The 22,840-nt window shown below is 41.6% G+C and carries 20 protein-coding genes, 1 tRNA gene, 2 pseudogenes and 1 riboswitch; of the genes and pseudogenes, 6 read left to right on the plus strand and 17 right to left on the minus strand.

The features are described from left to right. Positions 1–59: 59 nt before the first annotated feature. From NSQ23_RS11235 to NSQ23_RS11255, 5 genes are all read right to left on the minus strand, one after another. Complete coding sequence (locus tag NSQ23_RS11235; protein ID WP_339170769.1) at positions 60–1,034, minus strand: F510_1955 family glycosylhydrolase; 975 nt, start codon at positions 1,032–1,034, stop codon at positions 60–62. A 119-nt stretch (positions 1,035–1,153) separates the two neighbouring features. Next, positions 1,154–1,735 (minus strand): VTT domain-containing protein, encoded by a 582-nt coding sequence (locus NSQ23_RS11240; RefSeq protein ID WP_339170770.1) that lies wholly within the window; start codon positions 1,733–1,735, stop codon positions 1,154–1,156. A 6-nt stretch (positions 1,736–1,741) separates the two neighbouring features. After that, positions 1,742–2,419: a response regulator transcription factor gene (locus tag NSQ23_RS11245; RefSeq protein WP_339170771.1), complete on the minus strand. Its 678-nt coding sequence runs from the start codon at positions 2,417–2,419 to the stop codon at positions 1,742–1,744. Further along, complete coding sequence (locus tag NSQ23_RS11250; RefSeq protein ID WP_339174405.1) at positions 2,397–3,797, minus strand: ATP-binding protein; 1,401 nt, start codon at positions 3,795–3,797, stop codon at positions 2,397–2,399. Before NSQ23_RS11250 ends, NSQ23_RS11245 begins: the two co-directional genes overlap by 23 nt. Before the next feature lie 240 nt (positions 3,798–4,037). After that, positions 4,038–4,268, minus strand: coding sequence for a hypothetical protein (locus NSQ23_RS11255; protein WP_339170773.1), 231 nt, complete (start codon positions 4,266–4,268; stop codon positions 4,038–4,040). A gap of 221 nt (positions 4,269–4,489) precedes the next feature. Between NSQ23_RS11255 and NSQ23_RS11260 the strand changes: the two are divergent. Next, a pseudogene (locus NSQ23_RS11260) lies at positions 4,490–5,672 on the plus strand (IS701 family transposase). Positions 5,673–5,820: 148 nt separating this feature from the next. On the opposite strand, the gene iscB reads toward NSQ23_RS11260, so the two are convergent. From iscB to NSQ23_RS11295, 7 genes and pseudogenes are all read right to left on the minus strand, one after another. Beyond that, the gene (iscB, locus tag NSQ23_RS11265) at positions 5,821–7,101 is read right to left on the minus strand and encodes an RNA-guided endonuclease IscB (protein ID WP_339170774.1); all 1,281 of its coding nucleotides are present in this window, start codon (positions 7,099–7,101) and stop codon (positions 5,821–5,823) included. 417 nt (positions 7,102–7,518) lie between these two features. Continuing rightward, positions 7,519–7,950: pseudogene (locus NSQ23_RS11270) on the minus strand (transposase); the annotation flags it as partial. A gap of 274 nt (positions 7,951–8,224) precedes the next feature. Continuing rightward, entirely contained in the window at positions 8,225–11,566 is a 3,342-nt protein-coding gene (locus tag NSQ23_RS11275) for a DEAD/DEAH box helicase family protein (RefSeq protein WP_339170776.1), read from the minus strand. Between the two features lie 48 nt (positions 11,567–11,614). Next, entirely contained in the window at positions 11,615–12,787 is a 1,173-nt protein-coding gene (locus NSQ23_RS11280; protein ID WP_339170777.1) for a restriction endonuclease subunit S, read from the minus strand. A 7-nt stretch (positions 12,788–12,794) separates the two neighbouring features. Continuing rightward, a complete protein-coding gene (locus NSQ23_RS11285; RefSeq protein ID WP_339170779.1) occupies positions 12,795–14,252 on the minus strand; it encodes a class I SAM-dependent DNA methyltransferase in 1,458 nt (485 codons plus the stop codon). A gap of 298 nt (positions 14,253–14,550) precedes the next feature. After that, positions 14,551–14,982, minus strand: a complete 432-nt coding sequence (locus NSQ23_RS11290) for an Rpn family recombination-promoting nuclease/putative transposase (RefSeq protein WP_339170780.1) — start codon at positions 14,980–14,982, stop codon at positions 14,551–14,553. A 157-nt stretch (positions 14,983–15,139) separates the two neighbouring features. Next, positions 15,140–15,212, minus strand: a tRNA-Val gene (locus tag NSQ23_RS11295). 193 nt (positions 15,213–15,405) lie between these two features. Between NSQ23_RS11295 and NSQ23_RS11300 the strand changes: the two genes are divergently transcribed. Continuing rightward, positions 15,406–15,942: an HD domain-containing protein gene (locus NSQ23_RS11300; protein WP_219985493.1), complete on the plus strand. Its 537-nt coding sequence runs from the start codon at positions 15,406–15,408 to the stop codon at positions 15,940–15,942. A 20-nt stretch (positions 15,943–15,962) separates the two neighbouring features. Here the strand turns inward: NSQ23_RS11300 and metC are convergent, their stop codons facing one another. Together metC and NSQ23_RS11310 are read right to left on the minus strand one after the other, a co-directional pair. Then, entirely contained in the window at positions 15,963–17,102 is a 1,140-nt protein-coding gene (gene metC, locus NSQ23_RS11305) for a cystathionine beta-lyase (RefSeq protein ID WP_004891689.1), read from the minus strand. A 3-nt stretch (positions 17,103–17,105) separates the two neighbouring features. Beyond that, entirely contained in the window at positions 17,106–18,209 is a 1,104-nt protein-coding gene (locus NSQ23_RS11310) for a methionine biosynthesis PLP-dependent protein (RefSeq protein ID WP_339170781.1), read from the minus strand. Positions 18,210–18,281: 72 nt separating this feature from the next. After that, positions 18,282–18,389: riboswitch (SAM riboswitch) on the minus strand. A gap of 384 nt (positions 18,390–18,773) precedes the next feature. Between NSQ23_RS11310 and NSQ23_RS11315 the strand changes: the two genes are divergently transcribed. Beyond that, positions 18,774–19,340 carry a DUF5626 family protein gene (locus tag NSQ23_RS11315; RefSeq protein WP_339170783.1) on the plus strand — a complete coding sequence of 189 codons (567 nt, stop codon included), beginning with the start codon at positions 18,774–18,776 and terminating at the stop codon, positions 19,338–19,340. A 375-nt stretch (positions 19,341–19,715) separates the two neighbouring features. On the opposite strand, the gene NSQ23_RS11320 is transcribed toward NSQ23_RS11315, so the two are convergent. Then, a complete protein-coding gene (locus NSQ23_RS11320; RefSeq protein ID WP_339170785.1) occupies positions 19,716–20,195 on the minus strand; it encodes a cupin domain-containing protein in 480 nt (159 codons plus the stop codon). Positions 20,196–20,316: 121 nt separating this feature from the next. Between NSQ23_RS11320 and NSQ23_RS11325 the strand changes: the two genes are divergently transcribed. Further along, positions 20,317–21,087, plus strand: coding sequence for a class III extradiol ring-cleavage dioxygenase (locus NSQ23_RS11325; RefSeq protein ID WP_339170787.1), 771 nt, complete (start codon positions 20,317–20,319; stop codon positions 21,085–21,087). A 13-nt stretch (positions 21,088–21,100) separates the two neighbouring features. Then, on the plus strand, positions 21,101–21,496 hold the full coding sequence (mscL, locus tag NSQ23_RS11330; protein WP_339170789.1) for a large conductance mechanosensitive channel protein MscL: 396 nt from the start codon (positions 21,101–21,103) through the stop codon (positions 21,494–21,496). An 89-nt stretch (positions 21,497–21,585) separates the two neighbouring features. Here mscL and NSQ23_RS11335 read toward each other — a convergent pair whose 3' ends face one another. Next, on the minus strand, positions 21,586–22,068 hold the full coding sequence (locus NSQ23_RS11335; protein WP_339170790.1) for a cupin domain-containing protein: 483 nt from the start codon (positions 22,066–22,068) through the stop codon (positions 21,586–21,588). 43 nt (positions 22,069–22,111) lie between these two features. On the opposite strand from NSQ23_RS11335, the gene NSQ23_RS11340 reads away from it, so the two are divergent. After that, positions 22,112–22,297, plus strand: a complete 186-nt coding sequence (locus NSQ23_RS11340) for a hypothetical protein (RefSeq protein ID WP_339170791.1) — start codon at positions 22,112–22,114, stop codon at positions 22,295–22,297. A gap of 22 nt (positions 22,298–22,319) precedes the next feature. On the opposite strand, the gene NSQ23_RS11345 is transcribed toward NSQ23_RS11340, so the two are convergent. Next, positions 22,320–22,835, minus strand: a complete 516-nt coding sequence (locus NSQ23_RS11345; protein ID WP_339170792.1) for a phosphatidylglycerophosphatase A — start codon at positions 22,833–22,835, stop codon at positions 22,320–22,322. Between the last annotated feature and the right edge of the window lie 5 nt (positions 22,836–22,840).

Here is a 22,840-nt window from a genome sequence, read left to right on the forward strand (position 1 = left end):
AGAAATTGTGGAGTGGTATATTTTTCAGTAAGCAAAAAGACATGCACCCGCATGTCTTTTTATATTTTCCCTTTCGATGCTAGTTTTGTCCAGCTTGCACCGTTATTTTTTGTCATGAAAATATCCCCGTTCATGGTGGCGATCACTATTTCGTTGTCATTTGTTGGATTAGAGGTGATATACATAATATAATCTTTTTTATCCAATGCAGGAACAGAAAGAACTTCCTCTTGTTTTGTGTCTAATGATTGTTTGATTAGGATAGGTTTATCGTTCTCTACAGCTGCAAATACAATGAATTTTTCTTGGAACGCAAACGTCGTCGTATTGATTTTTCGAGTAAACCGTTCAAACGTATTCCCATTATCTCTCGAAACAAAAATTCCTTCCGATGTACTAATTCCAACCATATTTTCATCCGTTGGGTGGGCAGCAATCGTTCCCGCTGCAGTTTGCGGCAGGCCGTTCAATTGACTTGGCGACCACGTTTTGCCGTCGTCTTTACTGTAAAATACCCCTTGTCCGAGCGTTTTATTTTCTTCTTGGTTCACAACATAAATGGTATGGCTTTTATAGCCAACTGTCATATAATGAAAATCAGATTCTTTATAAAATCCTAAATTCATCAATGTTTGTCCATTATCAAAACTTTTCACAAGACCAAGTGGATTTCCTAAAGATGAACCTTCTTCCGGATGCCCTGATGAATAAAAGCCGTCGTCTGTAGCCGAAAAGCCCATATAATCATGCTTATTAGAAATCGTTTCATACCACTTATTATTTTGGTAAACAAGTAAACCTTCATGTGTAGCAAAGTAAATCGCATTTTGGTTGCCTGCATAACCAATTCCATGTAAATGTTCGAACTTTCCTTCTTTCTTTTCTTTAAAGAAAGGATTATTTGTAACAGATGTGTTGGATTTTGCTTGTTCTTTGCTCGTAATAAAGGCTTGTTTTTTTTCATTGGATGATGAACAAGCGCTTAGAAGAAGAATGGATGATGTAATCATTATCGCTTTCGTCATTTTTTTCATTGCTGATACTCCTTTTCGTGTATTAAGTAGACATAGTATATTTTATAGCAGAAAAATTTGCAGAATTTATGGAGTTTGTTTCTCTCTGGATATGATATTAACAACTTCTTTGTCACTCTTCATAAATCCCTTTCAATTTTGTTAGCTCGAGCCTTTTTTCGATTGATTTTTTTCCAAGTAAATAGGAGTAAAAAAATAGACAAAAATGTCAATATCACCTTCCCTTGCCACGTCCAATTCATCACTTGATAAACCGAATATGCCTCTAACAAAAGTGCTGGCAGCTTTCCAAGCGAGCTGGCAATGATAAAGATCAGTAAGGAGGTGTGTCCGATCGCTGCCACAAACGTCACAAGTCCCGACGGAACAAAAGGAAGAAGACGCAAAGACAAAATAAGCGAAAAGGCTTCTACCCCTTCTGCCTCAAGCAAACGTTTCACTTTCGGATAGGAAAACCATTTCGTTTCCGAAAGTTTCCGAAAACCTTTTCGATACAACAGAAACGATACAATCGCCCCAACAGCTTCCCCTACAAACGATAAAAAGGTGCCTTTCCAAAAACCGAATACCGCCAAGTTAGCTGCAGTGAGAAATACGCTCGGTACAACGCCTAAAATACTGATCACAATATTGATCGCAATACTAATGAGATAAGCAACGCTTTCATATGTATGAAACAATGTAATGAGCTTCTCTTCCATTTCTTTTTACCTTATCCCCCCCCATTTATATCCTACACCCCAAACGGTTTGCAGAAATTGATCGATCGGAAAACCGGCTTGGCGGAGCTTTTCGCGAATATTTTTGACATGCGAATCGATTGTCCGTTCTTCTGTATTGGCGTTATACCCCCATAATGCCACGATGAGTTGCTCTCGGCTAAATACCCTGTTTGGATTTTTGAGAAAAAGTCCTAAAATGGCAAACTCTTTTGGCGTGAGAAAAATATCGTGCCCAGCATATTGGACTTTATGCTGCGCTTCATCCCAAACTAAGCCGTTAAACTCCAGTTTCGCTTGTTTTCCGACCGAACGGCGCAATACCGCTTCGATCCGAGCGAGCAGCTCAGATTCGTCAAATGGTTTTGTAATATAATCATCTGCTCCGATTTTCAACCCTTGGACAACATCTGTCGTTTCTCCTCTTGCTGTTACCATAATAATTGGGACATTCGAAAACTCTCGTATTTGTTTGCACATTTCCCATCCGTCCATCTCTGGCATCATCACATCAAGCAAAACGAGATCCGCTTTATTGTTTTCCAAATAGCGGATCGCCGCTACCCCTGACTCACATTTCACACAACGGTACCCTTTCGGTGCAAGATACAGCTCTAATAAATCCAACATTCGTTTTTCGTCATCAACCAATAAAACCGTGTACACCTTCATCCCCTCCTGGCAATGTAATGATCATGTTTGTCCCTTTTCCGAATTGGCTCGTTGCGTAAATCGAACCGCCGTGCGCTTCGACAATTTCTTTCACAATCGCCAATCCTAATCCCGTCCCTCCACTTGTTCTCGATCTTGACTTGTCGACCCGATAAAATCGTTCAAAAATATGCGGCAAATCTGCTTCAGGAATTCCTATTCCTTCGTCGGAAATCATGATCATCACGTTCTTTTTCTCCATTCTTACATCAATGGAAACGGTAGAACCTTGATGAGAATATTTTAACGCATTGTCCAAAAGATTCATCATCACTTGCTCAAAACGCTGTCGATCAATATGGACAGTAATGTCTTCATCACAGCGGTAGACAAGCGACATATTTTTCGCCTGAAACGCGGGATACATTTTCACGTATACTTTTTTTAAAAAAAGGCACAGTGGAGTTGGCTCTTTCTCGATTTGAAACGAATGTTGATCCATTTTCGCAAGCTCAAACAAGTCTTTCACTAACTTTTGCATATGCTCTGCTTCCTCATAAATAATGGACAAATATTTTGCTCTTTCTTCCTCCTCGAGCGTTGGCCTTCTTGCAATGTCCGCATATCCTTTGACATACGTGAGCGGAGTACGAAGTTCATGAGAAATACTAGCGAGAAATTCGTTTCTTTCTTTTTTTAAGTATTCTAAATCCTTTGCCAACGTTTGAATCGCTTTTCCTAACTGTGCCAACTCATCTTCTCCCTTTACTTGCAGGCGGACAGAAAAGTCCCCCTTGCTCAGTTTTTCGGTCGCTTGTTTCATCCGAATGAGCGGAATCGTAATGATTCTTGACAAGAAAGCAATCGTAATAATCGTTAAAAATACGGAAAGAATTCCAACCATAAGGAAATGATGCTTTAACTTATAAATCATGTTTTGAATGGAAGCCGTATTCTGAAACATATAGACATACCCTTTGATCTTGCCGTCAATCCGAATCGGGCTGGCGGTAGCGATATACGATTCTTTTTTCCAGTTGTTTTGCACAACCATCCCGCTGTGAGGAATGTGGTGGACATCGGCATACGGAATGATTTTTTTGGCAAACGGCAAAATGTGATCGGAAAAATACAAAATATTCCCTTTTGAATCTGTAATGACAACATCCGTCTCCGCTTCCGACTCCATCATGGTGACATGTTCTAACGTAGAAGGGTGATAGCTTTTTTCCAATACATCACGGTGATTGTTCCCTCTCGCTAACAGCTGCTCAAATTCTTCATTAATTCTAGCGTTAACGAGTGTCACATATAACGACGCAAATAAAACCGTTTCGATTCCTAACACAAAGACAAAAAATAATAGCCCTAACTTAAACGAAATTTTTCGCACTTTTGTCCCTTCCTTATAAGAGCTCATTATTACTTTTATGTAGAGCGCTTTTTATTTTACGACATAAATTTGCAGAATCGATGGATTTTACAGTGAAAAATACACACGAATATTGCCTTGCAAATATCATACAACAATAGGCGGACGAAAAAAACACTGTAGTTTTAAGCCTACAGTGTTTCAATAACTGATCTTTACATCATATGTCCTTGTTTCATCATTTGTTGATTCGTTTTGCTATTATTCATCATTATTCATCATATGTTCCATCATTTGATCCATATTTTTAGTATTTCGACACTGTTCATACATTTTTTGTAATTGTTCCTCTGAGAAGTTTGGATGCATTTGTTTCATCATTGGCAACATTTCTTTCCAATCATTATTATCATTTTTATTTGCTGCAAAAACAGCTGTAGCTAACACAAAAGCTGAAACAAGTACGAGCAAACTTGAAATAAATTTTTTCATTTTTTCAACACCTCCATTCTTATTCTGGTTTTAGAATAAAGAAAAAGTATGGAGAAAGTGTTCATAAACATTTACAAATTTTTGTCGCGAATTATCATTAGTAACTGTAGATGAGCAAATTTACTAACATAAATTTACAACCAAACAAAAAAAGAGACATGAACCCGATTCCTTGGTTAGAATAGATGTGCCACAACTATCCACAAGGAGGTTCATGTCTCATGAATAGATTAGCACATCATCAAGGAATCCACAAGTTTTTCACGATGTTGGGGTTGGCACTTTATTTTTCAAAACCTGTCATGAAGCATCTCGTTCATATCGTCGATGCGCTGACCACCAAAGGATTTGCGGGAACATTGACCGATCTTCATCATTGGAGCTTTCATCCGAACCACCGCACGACACTCAGCCATTTTTTCACGAAAAGCCCTTGAGATGAAGAGACGCTGCTTCGCAAACTCCAACAGTGGGGGCTTCATCGTGTCGAACGCATCGCCAAACAGGAGAATCAACCCCTTTTTGTTTCGATCGATGATACGATTTGCCAAAAAAACCAAGCCTTCGTCACAGGCAACGCACGCCATTCAAGGGTGTGATTGGCACTATTCTCACGTAGAGAAAAAGTCGATCTGGGGACATTCTCTCGTTTGGCTCATGGTTCATACGATGACCCAAGCGTTTCCTTTTGCCTTTCGCCTCTACGACAAGGCGGCTGGGAAAAGCAAGGGGGAACTCGCGATCGAGATGCTTTCTTCTTTGGATGTACACCGTCCTGTTTATGTGCTGATGGACTCTTGGTATCCATCGCAAACGCTCGTGGAAGCTTGCCTGAAGAAGGGATTCCACGTAATCGCAATGCTCAAGGCCAATCGGCTTCTTTATCCAAAAGGCATTGCGGTTCAGGTGAGGGAGTTTGCCCGCTACATCGAACCGAAAGACACTCACCTCGTCACGGTGGGAAAAGAGCGTTATCGGGTTTATCGCTACGAAGGCGCTCTGAACGGTCTCAAGGATGCCGTGGTGCTGCTCGCTTGGAAAGCCGATCAGCCGATGACATCGGAACATCTTCACTGCGTCTTGAGCACCGACCGGGATCTAAGCGATGAAGAGATCTTGCGCTACTATGCCCAGCGTTGGTCGATCGAATGTTTTCTCCGTCAAGCGAAAGACCAGCTGAAACTCGATGGATACCGCGTTCGCGGGCGTCGGGCGGTGAAACGGTATTGGATCTTAGTGCAACTTGCGTATGTGTACAGCATGTTCGAGTCGAACAGCGATTTTTCTGATGGGCTCGATCTTCTGCGCAAGAGAAAAGGACATAGCCTCGTGGAGTTCATTTATCGTGCAGCAAAACAAAATATTCCCATTGATACCGTGAAAAAACAGCTCCACGTGGCATAAGGGGTACCCTGTTTGTCTCTTTTTAAATGGTAATTATTGTAATTAAAATTACTCAACTACAGTACCTTAGCTATTTTCAATCCAATCCCTTCTTCACGAAACTTACGCAAGGAAGTCCCTGCCTTTAGGCACGGGGAGGAATTGCACCTTACGCAAGTTCCGCCACCCCCTTTCCATAAGCATATCCGTCAAATCGCTGAATGACTTGGACATATCTATAATTTATTCCTTGTGCGATACGCTTTCCGTCCTTGCCTTTAATATCGAAACTTCCAGTCTTTCTACATGCGACTTCGCCAAACCAAACGCCTTGATATTTCCCTCTTGGGACAACAGCCTTAACCATGTCCCCTGTTTGAAAACCAAAGAAGAATTTTTGTCTTGCAAGATAACCTCTTGGGAAGCCATATCTATCTAGGTTTGTACGAGAGCGACTACCACGCCCTTTTGCCTTGATAAATAACACTTCTTTTGTTTTGAAATATAAGTGATTTGTTGTGCTTTCGCCTACACAACAAGCGTCAAAATAATGTGTTTTCGGCAAGTCTAAACGAATACGATTCATTTTCGTTCGTGCACCTGTTCCACACTCGACATCTAATCCTGTCTGCTTTAACACTTCATACGCTTTCCATCTTGTCGAGTTGATAGCACTTGTATCCTTTAATGTTTCTTTGACTTGCTTTTGAATGTGCGGATACCCGAATTCTTCTGCTGTCTTACTTCCTTTGCGCTGATTACAGTCATGACAGGCAAGACATAGGTTATCCACTCGGTCTGTTCCACCTCTCGATTTTGGAATGATATGCTCCACTTCAAGTGGAACATTTTCTTTTCCGCAATAACAACACTTCCGCCCAAACTTTTCAAGCAAATACTCCCGTACTTCATATCCTTGTAGCGTGCCTTGTTGATACTCTACACCATTGATTTCAGGATTTCGCATGAGTTGCGTGTCGAATTTGGCATTTTCGTATGATATATACCCAATGGGGCATAACTTCTTTAGGCGGTTAACCCATGTTTGGATATTTTGCACACGACTCTCTAGTGATGGAGGCAACCATCCCTCCTTTCGCTTTCGGTTCAGAAAGCGTGGTTTTCTGTATCTTGTTTTTCGATTTCGTCTTGCTCGACGAAAAGCACGCCTTTTATCTATTCTTTCCTTGATGTCTGTGCGATGGTCAAGTTGCCCTAACCATACCACTTCTTGTCCTCGCAAAATCGCTAATCCTGTATGTCTACTTCCATAGTCGATTTTTAGCCGATATGTTGTTTCATTTTCTGATTCGTCCACTGATTTTTTCAAGATAATGGTAAATGGGAATCGTTTGTAAATCGCCGCCTTCCCTTGTTTCAACAGCTTTCTCGCAACTGCTTCGTGACAAGGAGCAAGCGGACACTTATTTGTGTCTAACACAAAAACCATAGGGTCCTCCCCTTTCCTCTGCTTACGCAGGTCATATTCTCCTCGACCATGTTATAGATGCTTGTTATGTGCAAGACACTAGCGCCACCCATCACGCTTGTTTAATCTTGCACGACAGGGGGTAGGGCTGGAGAAGCACCCCACCGTGTCATGACATCTATAACGTAGGCTCTGTTTCAAGCCTTGGTCTGGTCAACATGGGGCTTACAAGCCCACGACTTTAGTCGTTGGGTTGTTGACACTCATACTTACGGACACACGCACAATGACAACAAAATGAGAACATCTTAAGAAATATTCGTGATAATTTGCAACGTTAGAAGAAAGCGTGTTAAACGGCAAACGAACATCATATTGGCACCCACTCATTGTAAAACAAAAAACTGCCGTCTCCAAAAAGGTCGATGACAGTCTCCCCTACTCCAACAACCGCTCCACTTCTTCTTCCGAAAGGTCCGTGACGTTCGCAATGTCTTTTACACTCATCCCTTTTTTCGCCATCGTTTGTACAAGACGCTTCATTCCTTGCTTTATTCCTTGCTTCACCCCTTCTTCTCTTCCTTTTTCTAACGCCTTTTGTTCATAAGAAATAATCAATTCCATCACTTGTTCTTTTTCTTTCGTCTCCATTTCATTCACCTCGCTTCGCAGTCTTCGTTCTTCTTCATCTGATAGTTTCACATATGTTTCAAAAAAGCCAAACAACAACCGTTGTTTCGCTTCGTCTAATTCCATTCGGACAAGCATGCGTAAAAATTGTTTTTTCAATTCTACCCGTTCACTTTCAGTATACCCCATTTTACTTAGTAGTGCAGCGGCGATCGGGTTGTCTTGGCGGATGTAGTTGCGGACAACAGTGCCTGGCACCGTTCGCTAAAAAGTGGCTCAATTTTAGATTATCAAATACATGGATATTTGCCGAACCATTTCGACTCAATATGGGCTATATACACAACATTTATACTCGTTTCGTTCTATATGTAGTTCTATATGTATAAGAAATAGAAGGCACCTTTGAGATACTTCACTCTCAAAGATGCCTTAACACCGAAGAAAAACAGAATATATTGAAACGTTAGCAACAACCCCAACGGCTAACTAAATATCACAAACAGCGCTTTTGCTACGCCCCCACAATATCTTCTGAATTTCTGTTAATCTCATCGATAATACTAATAATCTTCCGCGCGTCATCCATGTTGTCTTTAAAGAGTTCAACAATGCTGCCGACGGTTTTAAACGGTTCTTCCTGCAGCACCCGCTTGTCCATGACTCCATTTTTCACAAAGTAATCGACGATCAATTTGACAAAACGGCTCTGTTGGATGTTCAACCGTTCGCTTGATAAAAATTCGGAAAACGCTTCGTTGGCGGCCTGTGGGTCAAGGCCGACGATTTGGCGGACGAGTTTTGTAATCGGTGTGTCTCCGAATTCTCTTTTATAATCTTCCTGTGTGCCAAGCTCATTCCAAAGAATATGCTCCAACGTTTTTAAGTCTTGGACTGTTAGCTTTTTATTATTTCGCAACTTGTAAATGGTCATCTGGTCGCGGTGTTCGTGCAGATAATGTTCAACCTTTTTCCGATAATTTTTCAGATCATTGACATTAAACATCGGACCATTTTCTTTGACTTCTAAAACTTGGTCTTTAAAGTTCGTATAGTAAATTTTTTGCGTTTCTTTTTCAAGGAATTTCACTAAATCACGCAACGCTTCGCGAACGGCTTCCAATTCGAAAATATCGGCTTCGCTCCAAAATTCTTCCGTCTGTACTTTTTCAATAATGTACTTTTGTTCCATCACTTGAGGAATGGAACCGAGCTTAGATAACGCCTCTGCGGTGCGAATCACACTCCGAATTGGCTTTGTGGCATTTTTCGTTTGCAGCTTCGCCAATTCGATCGTGTACATGAGTAAATCAAAACGTTTCGCAAATTCATCATCGTTTAGCGGAACAATCAGCGGCGAAATATGTTCTTTAATTTCATTAACATCCATCGCCGTTAAGGAATCCCATTTAGTCCGGTTTTTGAACTTGTGTACGTATTGAATATGTTGGCGTACGCGGAAGTTTTCTTCGTTTAACTTATTGATTTCCGCTAGCACCTCGTCAATCAATTCATTGCGATAGGCAATATACTCTTCTTCTTGGTATTGTAAATGCTGCAGTTCTTTAATGATTTCGATTTTGGCATTAAATAGACGCTCCGTTAAGCTTTCCACCGCTTTTCCTTCGATTCCCTTCGGATTTTCGCGGAAAAACTCAAAGTTGCCGCAATAGTCAAAAATAAGAAAATGCGTTTTATCTTGTCCAACTCCGAATAAGTCTTTGCATAAACGGGTTCCGCGTCCGATCATTTGCCAAAACTTTGATTTGGAGCGTACTTTTTTAAAGAACACAAGGTTGACGACTTCCGGAATATCTACTCCTGTATCGAGCATATCAACCGATACCGCAATCTGCGGCAATTTGTTACGGTCGGAAAAATCATCGATTAATGTTTGGTAGTAGTTCACGCTGTAATCAATGACCCGTGCAAAGCCGCCCTTGTATTCAGGGAACAATTGATCAAAGCGCTCCACGATTCGTTCCGCATGGCGATGGTTTTTCGCAAAAATAATCGTTTTGCCGAGTTTGTCTCCGCCTTCTACGCGAATTCCTTTTTCCATTAAATCTCTCAGTACCGTATCAATCGTATCGTCATTAAACAGCCATTCATTTAACGCAGCACTGTCAATATCCTCGCCTACTTCCTCATCAAATGTTTCTTCATATCGTTCTTTTTCTTCATCCGATAACTCATCGTAACGAATGCCTTCTTCGAGAAACTTTAGCGTTGTTTCAATCGTCCGATAATCGACTAAATAGCCGTCTTGAACGGCTTGATCTAACTCATAGGCATAGGTCGGCACGCCGCTTTCCAGATCAAACACTTCATACGTATTGCGGTCAATTTCATCTTTTGGTGTGGCGGTAAGCCCAAGCAATATCGCATCAAAATAGTCAAAAATAGCCCGATATTTCTTATAAATACTGCGATGGGATTCATCGACGATAATTAAATCAAAATGCCCGACGGTAAAGAGACGTTTGCCGTCTTTTCGCTTCGCTTCGTCAATCGCGTTCATCATTGTCGGGTACGTCGAAAACACCATCCGGCTTTCCTCTGGATTGTCTTTATTATCGAGCAAATTGCAAAGCGTCAAGTTCGGAAGCAAATGGCTAAAGCTATTTTTCGCTTGCGTTACAAGCGTTTTGCGATCCGCTAAAAACAAAATATTTTTTACCCAATTGTGGCGAGTAAGAACATCGACAATCGAAATCGCTGTCCGAGTTTTGCCGCTCCCCGTTGCCATGATAAGCAACGCTTTGCGTCGTTTGTTCCCGAGCGCGTCACATACGGCTAAAACCGCTTCTTTTTGGTAATAGCGATTCGTTATGTTGTCATTGATTTGCACATTTTTTAGCGGCTTCTTCATCGTCCGACGATCAATAAGCAAGCTTAATTCTTCCTTATTGTAAAAGCCGGAAACTCTCCGCGCCGGATAGTTAAGGTCGTCCCACATATACGTTTCAAAACCGTTTGTGTAGAAAATAATCGGTCGTTGGCCGTGCATTTTTTCAATACAGTCGGCATATAGCTTGGCTTGTTGCTTTCCTTTGCTTGGATCAGCGGTTGTCCGTTTCGCTTCGATGATCGCAAGCGGCTTCCCGTTATCGCCAAAAAGGACGTAATCGACATAGCCGACTCCTTCCTGATTCGGCATGCCAACGACAGGGTATTCCACAATAACGTCCTTTTTAAATTCCCAACCCGCCAGCTTCAAATCTAAATCAATATATTTCTTTCTTGTTTCCCATTCGCTCAGTTCATCGACTTGGAAGTGGTACTCTTTTGTATTCGCTTCCCGTTTGGCGGTGAGAAGAGCGCGGAGCTGTTCATTTTCTTTCATCATTTCCTCAAGACGCTTGTCTTTGGAGCTTAACCGTTCGTATAAATCTTTTAATTCTTCCGGACGCTCGCGCTTTTCCTCTCCGATTGGCAGCAATGATTCGTCAAAATCCGTAGCCGTATATTCATCGGAATAACAATAATCAATCCAAGACACAAACTGATGCAGATTATGCAGGGAAAGAATCGCTTCTTCCCTCGTAATCATCGAGTTCGTATGAACCGCGACATTCCCCAGTTTGACAATGTAACGCAACAACGGCAACAAGTCTTCATCAATAATGGACAAAAAGACGTTGTCATGAATCAAACTGGAAAGATTATCTTGATACGGAACTTTCAAAGCGCTGTCAAAACTGTACACCCACTTAACGGCAAGCTCCAGCGCACGGCGCGTCAAAATCGCGCACGTCGCCGGACTCACGACCAAACTTTTCTCCGCCTCTAAACACGCATTCGTAAAGCTCTCATAATGAGGTTTTCCTATTAAAAAATGAAAGTTGGATAACAACAAACACCCCTCCCTCGACCAAACCAACATGAATTTCCTTCACATTTATTAATCGTTGAATAGTTCTCCCTTAAATGCCTGTTGCATGAGGGAACTGAAGTTATTTTCGAGTTCTTCTAGGCTCTTTTGAAGAAGGTCTTTTTGAGATTCTATTTTTAATACAATATCTGCAAAACGATTTTGTAATTCAATTGGAGGCAAAATGACTTCAAAATTCTTCATAATAGTGGTGTTTAAATTAGGTTGAGTTCCATCAGGTGCAGTCTTTCTAAAATAATCAGTGAATTGGTTGAGTAATTTTAATAAAAATATCTTATTAACATAATTAGGAATATCTTCAAAAGCTAACCATCCGTCGTGAATACATCCATCAAAAGTTATGATTCTGGCAAATCCTAAACTCACTCCACAGTTAGCAAATATTAAGCTTCCTTTCTTGATTAGTCGACTCTTCTTTACACCTTCCTCTATTATGAATTCTTTTGTATTTTTTAAGTAAATACTGTCACCTTTAGTAGCGTCACTTATCTTAATCCACGGTATATGGCCACCAAGAAACTTCTCTATTGGTCTTGGCGATCCACCTCGGACAATGGAACAAATATTTCCTAATTTCTTTTTAGGCCATTGTTTCTTATTTAACATTGGATCCCCGAACATCTCTAAAAACACACTTTGCGTTAACTGGTCTAACGCTTCAATTTGAGCTTTTCGTTTGTCGATAAGTTCTTGGGCTTTATCGAGAATTTCCGAAATTCTATTTTGTATCTCGATTGAAGGTAAAGGTATCGTAAACTGGGCTATTTCTTTTGGGCTAATATTTGGTTGAGCCGCTCCGCCAGCTTTTTGTAGTATCTTATTCTGTAGTTTATCCATATAATAAAATAAATACTTAGGACAAACTTGTTCATTCTTTGGTACAATTTTTGCTACACGCTGATTTAGAAGAGCGATTTCATCCAACTTATAAATTCCAAACTTTCCTGTTGTTGCACCAGACAATGCAACTAAAATATCCCCTTTATTAACTACATACTCTCTATATTGTTCTAAATTAGCGGGAGAAAGAAAACTTGAATCTTCGTTAAAATCTATCTCTCTACCAACTATATTAGCAATCTTTACAACAGGGATACCACTCTTGATAAATTCGCTACTTTTAAAAGCATATCCCCCTTTAATCGTACAAATATCTCCAAGTTTTACCTCTCTAATTGGCATACTATCACTATCCTCTAATTAAATCTTTTAACTTCTGTAATCCTTGCATAATCTCTTTTTCCAACGTTTCCACTCTTTCAAGTATCACACTTGGCGCTTCATACTGCACTTCTTCATACTCAATCTCTTTATACTTGTTAATCGAAAGGTCATAGTCGTTTTCACGAATTTCTTCCACCGGCACGAAGAACGATTGCTCCGTCCGTTTCCGTTCTTTTTCTGCTTCACGGTTATGGAATCGCGCAATGATGTCCGGAATGTCGTTTTCTTCAATCGGGTTGCGCTTGTCGTCCAATGAGTAGCCATCCGCTTTCATATCATAAAACCATACTTGATCCGTGCCGCCGACGCCTGTTTTTGTAAAAATCATAATCGCTGTCGAAACGCCGGCGTATGGTTTAAACACACCGCTTGGCATCGAAATAATCGCTTCTAATTTATGATTTTCAACGATTTCTTTGCGGATGTCTTTATGCGCTTTCGAACTTCCGAATAACACTCCGTCTGGCACGATGCACGCACAGCGCCCGCCCGTTTTTAAAATCCGCAAGAATAACGCCAAGAATAAAAGCTCGGTTTTCTTTGTTTTTGTAATTTTTAATAGGTCACTAGAAACAGCTTCATAATCCAATGAGCCTTTAAACGGCGGATTGGCAAGGACAAGGGTATATTTATCTTTGTCTTTGTTTTGCTCAGACAACGAATCGCGATATTCGATATTTGGATTTTCAATGCCATGGAGCATCATGTTCATCGCACCGATGCGCAACATCGTGCGGTCCATGTCAAAACCGTAGAACATATGGTTATTAAAATGTTCTTTTAAACTTTGCACTAAAAATAAGTCGCTGCGATGTTTGCGCAAATATTCTCCTGCAGCGACTAAAAACCCCGCGGAACCGGCGGCTGGGTCGACAATAATATCTTCCGGTGTAGGTTTGACTAACTCTACCATCATGTCGATGATATGACGAGGTGTACGGAATTGACCATTTGTTCCTGCCGTCGCGATTTTTGATAGTAGATACTCATATAAATCCCCTTTTGTATCGCGGTCTTTCATTGGAATATTATCGATACCATCCACAATTTTTGTGAGCATTTGCGGCGTAGGAATCATAAAAATCGCATCACTCATATATTTGGCGTAGGCAGAATCTTTATTGTCATGAAGATTTTTAATAAATGGGAATACTTCATTAGAAACGATTTCGTACATTTGAGTAGCTTCTAAGTTTTTAAACTTACTCCAGCGCAAGTGCTGCTTATCTTCAGGAAAGATTCGTTCAAAATCAATACCTAACAGAGCAGCCTCTTGTTCATTTTTCGTTTCCACTTCATCAAGACCTTTAATAAACAAAAGGTATGTAAACTGCTCAATAACCGTCAGCGGGTTCGTAATACCGCCTGTCCAAAATGTTTCCCATATTTTATCGACTTTGCTCTTTAGTTCCCCTGTAATCATATAGCTGCCCCCTTATCATTTCTTTTATTGTAAAAATTTTTAAAGACACACCCTAAGTTTTTTCCGATTTTAAGATGTCCTCGACGAAAAAGCTTGCCACCCCTGCTGTTTTTGGTACGATTGAGGTACCACACATTCAACTACCTAAACAAAGGAATGACAAGCTTGTTACCTCAATTATTAATCAAATTGCTTCAAATAACTAAGACCCAATATCAAATCATTATTTATTTGTTGGGAGCACTTCTCGGGAAGTCCCTCACAGACTGGGAGCGCAAACAGAACCCGACACCGTTTGCTAATCTCCCAACCGTTCCCGTACTTCCTTCTCTGTCATGTCGAGAATATGAGCAACGTCTGTTATACTCATTCCTTTTTCGACCATTTTTCGAATCGTTTCATTTTTCCCTTCTTCTCGACCTTGTTCTAATCCTTCTTTCAATCCTTCTTGTCTTCCTTCTTCCCGACTGCCGCGAATGTTTGAGAGTTGATCAAGGAGCCATTTCAGCCGCATTTCGTACGCGTAACGGTTTTCGGGGTCGACGCTTAAGTTTTGCCATTCTTCTAGCGCTTCTAAAATGTCTTGTTCTGTCATGGCTATTCCCTCCAATTCACGAAACATCTCTTCATCCATTTTTTTCGTTCGTCCATCGACAGCCGACAACATCGTTAGCCATGGCCATTCCGGTGACTGTTTCACTTCTCTCCGATATTTCTTCCATTTTACCATAAATTGTGACAAGTCGAGTACATGAAATTGTTAAATCGAGGTATTACATAGAGCTGTGTTTTTCAAGTTAAAAATTTAATTTTTCACAAACATCACCTAACAGATTTCCCCCAAAACAAAAAAACCCGAGCTCTTTCATCGAACTCGGGTTTTGCGATGATTCCGACTGGGCTCGAACCAGCGACCTCCACCCTGTCAAGGTGGCGCTCTCCCAGCTGAGCTACGGAATCGTATGTTGTTGTGTTATCGAACACATTTTTTATTATACGTATCGTCCCCTAGTTTGTCAAACACTTTTTTTAAAAAATTTTTTCGTCATGACGTCTTTCGTCTATTTTTTCTTTTCTGTAAAAATATATATTGCCTTTTCTAAAAAAGACATGATATGATAATTAGAAAAACATTCGAAAGGGATGGTGAGCTATGAGACGTGTCACATTAACTGACATCTTCCTTCACCCCATCACTCAAAAATATTTGAAACGTTCAGGCGTCGCACACGCCATCGCTACTGCATACCACGCATATCGCCTCGCCTTGCTTTATGGAGTGAACGTCGATTTAGCGACAAAAGCTGCTTTGCTTCACGATATCGGTCATTATGAATGGTACTCAAACGGAACGTGGGACTATGAAACATATAAACAAAACGATATTCATGCGATTAAAGGGGCAGAGCGAGCGCATAAGTTGCTTATTCGACTCGGCGAACACCCTCAACATGCGAAAGAAATTGCCCTCGCCATTTTGCTTCACACCGATTCGTACCTTCCAGAAGGAGAATTAAAACGAAAGCCGCTACAGACGATCGTCAAACTTGCGGATGAAGCGGATGAGGAACCGGGCGGTAAACATCATTATCGCCAAATCGATGACGAACTCGCTTTGAAAAAAATTCAACAACTTGATCGCATGGTCGAACAGCAAATGAAGCGTGATGCGCTCGACCAAATTAGCTAAGGCTAGGCGATGTGCCTAGCCTATACATATGATAACGCCTGTTCCACATCAGCAAGCAAATCATCGGTCGCCTCTAATCCAACACTTAAGCGCAACAAGCCGTCCGTAATGCCGCGACGATGGCGCTCCGCTTTCGGCATAGCGGCATGCGACATTTTCGCCGGATACGATAAAATCGACTCGACCGCCCCGAGACTGACCGCAAACACAGGGATGCGCGCATGTTTCACAAACGTCCGCACCGCTTGTTCGTCCTCCAATTCAAACGACAGCACCGCACCAAATCCGCGCGCTTGATCGCGATGAATATCGTGTCCTTCATGAAAAGAAAGCCCAGGATAATATACGTGCGCAACTTTCGGATGATGATGGAGAAACTGCGCCAGCTGCAACGCCGAACGTGAAGCATAATCTAACCGAACGTGAAGCGTTTTTAACCCGCGCAACACGAGCCACGCATCTTGCACGCCAAGCACCGCCCCGAACGAATATTGCAGTTTGCGAAGCTGTTTTGCGAGACGCTCGTCTTTTACAACCGCCAGCCCAGCTACAACGTCGCTATGGCCAGCTAAAAATTTCGTCGCGCTATGCAAAACGACATCGACGCCGAGATCAAGCGGACGCTGTAACAGAGGGGTCGCAAACGTATTATCTAAAAACGTCAAACAACCGTGCGCTTTCGCAAGCTTCACAACCCCACGAATATCCGTAATTTTCAAAAGCGGATTCGATGGCGTTTCCATATAAATGACTTTCGTATTTGGACGAATGTGGCGCGCTACCGCATCTAAATCGGTCATATCAACAAACGTATGTTCGATGCCAAATCGGCTCAATACGTCCGTGATGATGCGATACGTTCCACCATACACATCATCGGTAATTAATACGTGATCTCCTTTTGACAACAATAAAAATGCTGTTGAAATGGCAGCCATGCCGGAAGCGAACGCAAAACCGCTCACTCCACCTTCTAATTCCGCAATCGTTTCCTCAAGCGCCTCGCGTGTCGGATTTCCCGAACGGCTATAATCGTACTTGCCAAACGTATCAAAATCAAACTGATGAAACGTCGATGCATGATGAATCGGGACGCTAACTGCCCCTGTTTGCGCATCAATTCGCCATTTATTATGAACAAGTTGTGTTTGTAAATCCATCTTTTACACCTCTTTCATGCGTTGAAACGCTTGAGTTAAATCGGCAATTAAATCGTCCGCATGTTCAATGCCGACAGAAAAACGCAATAAGCGATTACACACCCCGTTTGCGATGCGAATATCCTCTGGAATATCCATATGCGTTTGCGTCGCTGGATACGTAATAAAACTTTCGACACCGCCTAAACTTTCCGCAAACGTAATCAGTTTTAAACTTTGTAAAAAGGTATTCACCCATTTTTCATCGCGCACGCGAAACGACAACATGCCGCCTCTCCCCGGATACAATACGTCCGTCACATCTTCATGTTCGACTAAAAATTTATATATCGCCTTTGCGTTTTGTTCGTGCTGGCGCATGCGCAGCGCAAGCGTCTTCATGCCGCGAATTAACAGCCATGAATCAAACGGTGATAACACCGCCCCGATCGCGTTATGATACATCGCGAGTTGCTCGCACAGCTCTTTTCCTTTGGCGACAATGAGCCCGGCAAGCACATCGTTATGCCCGCCTAAATATTTTGTCGCGCTATGAATGACGATATCAGCCCCTTTCGTTAATGGCTTTTGTAACACAGGGGTATAAAACGTATTATCAACAATAAGAAGAAGCCCATATTGCTTCGCGAACGTTGCCACCGCTTCAATATCCGCCTCTTGCATAAGTGGATTTGTCGGCGTTTCTAAAAAAATCGCTTTCGTTTTGTCCGTCACATGCGCCTTTACCGCATCGAGATCGCGAAAATCGACGTATGTAAACGACAAACCGTATTTCTTCCACCCTTTTTCAAATAGCCGATACGTTCCGCCATATAAGTCGGCGGAAACGAGAAAATGGTCGCCGCTTTCAAACAGAGCAAACACCGTTTGAATCGCTGCCATACCTGAGCTACAAGCGAAACCTTGATCTCCTTCTTCTAGCTGTGCAATCGCTTCTTCGACAATATGCCTTGTTGGGTTGCCGGTTCGAATGTAATCGTACCCTGTCGACTGTCCGATTCCTTCATGCCGATACGCTGTTGAAAAATATACTGGCGGATTGACCGTCCCTGTCACCGTCTCGCTTCGATTGCCAATTTGCGCTAATATCGTTTCCACATGACTCATTCGCTCTCTTCCTTTCTAAAAAAATAAAAGCCTTCAAAGAAGAAGGCTTTTTTGTCCATAGACAATCGCTTCTTCTTATCTTCCGAATTGAACGCCAATTCGCTGGATTTAGCACCTGACCGCTTTCGGCTGGTTGCTGAAGGTTCATCGGGCCAGTCCCTCCCCTTCTCTTGATAAGAACGTAAAACGGTATTGAATTTTCTGATTTTTAATTAATGTACATCATTTACAACAAAATTGCAACTGTTTTCTTCACTAAAAGTTGTGCTTGATTTTTTCGCAACATGCCCCCCTCGCGCTTGTAAGGAAAAATCAGTGAGTCAATGATTTTTGCAAATCTTTGTCTAGGAGAGCATATCGCTTGTCAAGCACATGTTGTGATGATGAACCCCTTTTTTATATAAAAAACAACAGATAAGTCTTATCTGATATAACAGAACGCATACCTCCTTGTATAGGAATATGACAAACTTTATTTTTTACAATAATGTGAATTATATAGAATTTTGGACTATAAATCATGTAAAATATATCTTAAATTATAATTACTAGGAGGTATTCCAATTGAAAAAAATTCTTACTCTTACAATATTTCTGACTAATATTTTTGTATTCGGGTTTTACGAGTCTTTTTCATATGCATCAGAACTATCTGTTACAGAAGAAACAGAAAACGAAAAAGAGATTGTCGTTCAGTTCGATTTGTCTAATCAAGAAAAACACGAGATAAGTATCGTCGATGAATTTGGGAAAGAAATAACCTTTATCGTTGAGCCCTTTATTTTATCGGAAAGCATGAATTATGACAAAGTAAGTGTATTTTCGTATCAACATCTTTTTCCATATGGGAAGTCTACTTACCAAGTAAAAGCAACAACCCCTTATATGGGAATTAGTTATTTTATTGATGTTAACATTCCTAACAATATCGAACAATCCCAAATTATTAAAGCTTATTCCTATGATTATTGGATTATCGGAGGAACTCTGAATAACATTACTTTGAATCATACGGATAAAACAGCTAAGTTTTCTGCTGATGTATCATGGTTAGGAGGACTTGGTGGAGCAAATGTTTATGTTAAGGCAATTTTATCTGGGAATCTTCTTACTATAAGTACAAGAATGTAGGACGATTAATAAATATTCACTAGCTCTAAGAATGATTTTTATTATTTAATTGAAAACTAATTACTAAGGACGGAGAGCAATGGGATACTTTTCACTTGTAGCCATTATTATTTTTGCATTTTCACTATTTTTTCTTTTGAAATGTGCTTACCAGCTAAAAAAAAATAGCGATATACAAATTAAACAAAACGAACACATTATCCAATTACTAATAGAACAAAATCATAAAAAGAGATAATATGAACAAAATACACAGATCCAATAGAACCGACAACACTGTGTCAATAGCTTTTCTGTTTTGAAGTTGAGTACTCAATCACATTTTTTGTAGTTTGGCAGTGAAAAAGGGGGACAAAGATTGTCCCCCTTTTTCTCTCATTCCGCCGCAAGAGCATCGGCTTTTGTCGGATGGACGGTACCCGCTGGATGTTGTGGCGGTGCATAGATGGAATACAATTTTAGCGGAACGTTTCCAATGTTTATTACATTATGCCATGTTCCAGCAGGGACAAAAATAGCAGAACCGTCGCCCACTCGTCGTTCAAACGTTAGCTCGTTTTTCTTTTTCCCCATCCGTACAATCCCTTCGCCTTGTTCAATACGTAAAAATTGATCCGCGCCCGGATGAATTTCTAAACCAATATCCTCCCCGACACGCAAGCTCATTAACGTCACTTGTAAATGCGTACCTGTCCATAACGTCGTACGAAACATATTGTTTTGTTTCGTCGCTTCTTCTATTTGAACAACAAATGGATTCGGCCCGTAATCTTTCGCGGTTGCTGGCGGAAGCGGATAAGGCATGACCGGATATGGATACATTGGATACACGTAATGCGGATAGTAATAATACATGTTCTCACCTCTTTTTCATATTCATCGTCATGTTATGCACAACTGCCCGACCATGCGCCTCGCATGCAAAAATCGACAAATCAGAAATATATATGGTACATTAAAAAAAAGGAGGGAGATAATGAAAGCACCTGCTTTATTTCTTGCGCATGGATCACCGATGTTAGCGATTGAAGATAGCGCATATACATCGTTTTTAACAACGCTCGGAAAACACATGCATCCAAAAGCTATCGTCGTCTTTACTGCACATTGGACGACGCGTCAACCGACCGTTTCATCGATTGACGGAACGTATGAAATAATTTATGATTTTTCCGGTTTCCCACGTGAATTGTATGAAGTAACCTATGCTGCACAAGGTTCAGTCGAATGGGCAAAACGCGTCCAACATCATCTGAAGCACGTCTCACCTATCGTCAATATCGATGAAACACGTGGACTTGACCACGGTTCATGGGTATTGTTAAGCCGACTATTTCCAGAGGCAAACATTCCAATCATCCAAGCATCTGTCGTTCCGTGGTGGACACCAAAGCAATTGTTTCAACTCGGAGAGGCACTCCGCCCGTTGCGTGACGAAGGTGTCATGATCATCGGCAGTGGTGGCACAGTGCACAATTTAATGGCGCTTCGCTGGGATGAACAAACGGAAGCAGATTCTTGGGCTGTTGCTTTCGATGATTGGTTGCTTGCCCAGTCATCTGCCCATAGTGAAGATGTGTTTCACTATGAAGAAAAAGCCCCTTATGCGAAACAAGCTGTCCCAACACCAGAACATTTAGCACCGTACTGGATCGCTTACGGAGCAGGCGACCGCAAAGAAGCTCCACGCGTCTTATTTCGAGCATACGAGTACGGAAGCTTAAGTTTAATGGCTGTATCGTTTTAGAGGAGGGGTTCGGATGTGGCAAGAATTTAAAAAATTCGCAGTACGGGGCAACGTCATCGACTTAGCTGTCGGGGTCATTATCGGCGGGGCGTTCGGGAAAATCGTTTCTTCTCTCGTCAACGACATCATTATGCCGCTCGTTGGTCTTATTTTAGGCGGCATTGATTTTAGGGGGTTGTCTTGGAAAGTCGGCGAAGCGGAAGTGAAATACGGGGCGTTTCTTCAAACCGTCGTTGACTTTTTAGTTATCGCCTTTTCGATTTTTCTATTTGTCAAACTTTTAAACAACTTGCACGAGCGAATGAAAAAACAAGAAGAAACGAAACAAACCGCACCAACGATGACAAAAGAACAACAACTGCTCACAGAAATTCGCGATTTGTTAAAACAGCAAAAAGAAATGTCGTAAATGGCTGTCCGAAAAGTCGCATGTCATCCTATCAAGAGCTTATTGGACACTACAAGTAAGAGACTTGAGGCATCGCCCCAAGTCTCTTATCATTCTGCCGCAAGGGCATCTGCTTTTGTCGGATGCACCGTTCCAGCTGGGTGTTGCGGCGGGGCATAAATCGAGTACAGTTTAAGTGGAACGTTGCCCGTGTTAATCAAGTTATGCCACGTTCCCGCTGGCACGAAAATAGCCGATCCGTCCGCTACCTTTCTTTCAAACGTGAGCTGATCTTTCCTTTTTCCCATGCGCACAACGCCTTCCCCTTGTTCGATACGTAAAAATTGATCCACGCCCGAATGCATTTCTAAACCGATATCTTCTCCAACTTGAAGGCTCATTAACGTCACTTGCAAATGCGGCCCTGTCCATAGCGCCGTACGAAACATATTGTTTTGTTTCGTCGCTTCTTCTATTTGAACAACAAATGGATTCGGCCCGTAATCTTTCGCGGTTGCTCGCGGAAGCGGATACCTCATCATCGCATATGGATACATCGGCACATACATATAGCTCGGATAATAATAGTACACATTCCCACCTCTTTCAATATCATCAATCGCTATGTTATGCGCCGTGCTTGAACAACGTCCCTATGTCCAAAAAATTTATTGTAAAACGGAAGAAATCGTTGAAGGGCTGAAAGAAGGATTGAAAAAAAGCTTAGAACAACGTCGAGAAGAAGGAAGTACGGGAGCGGTTGGGGGATTAGCTTCGACATGTTTTCAAAAAGGGGCTTGCCCAAAAAGTCAGCGTAACTGACTTTTTGGGCAGCTTCAAACGTTTATGCATTCAACACAGCTTCTTCCTCGTCGCGCAAGTTGTGCGCAAGGCGACCGGAGGCGCTTGCGGCAATGCTTGCGACTAAATCGTCTAAAAACGTATGCACGCCTTTGCCACGTTTCGTATCAAGCTGCTTAATGATCCCGACTTTATTTTTATCGAGATGACCAAACGTTGTCACCGCAATGCTTCCGTATCCGAGCACTGCGCCGAGCGCCAACGTTTCATCGACGCCAAACAATCCTTCGTCCGTTTCAACAATCGTCTGAAGCGGTTCGGACAGCATGCCTTGCTCTGCGAGTTTATCAAGCTCGATGCCAACTAAAATCGCATGTTGCACCTCGCGTTTTTGTAGCACTTTTTCGACGCTTTCGATACATTCTGCCATCGTTAGCTCTTTGTTGTAAGGACTTTGCATTTCATATACAATCTCAGCAATGGCTGGAATCGTTACCCCACGTTCTGTTAATAACTGCAACGTTCTTTCGTACACTTCTTTACTTGTCACACGCTTCATTCCTC

The organism is Anoxybacillus sp. FSL W8-1294, assembly GCF_037965005.1.
In the GTDB taxonomy this organism is placed as follows: Bacteria; Bacillota; Bacilli; order Bacillales; family Anoxybacillaceae; genus Anoxybacillus; species Anoxybacillus flavithermus_G.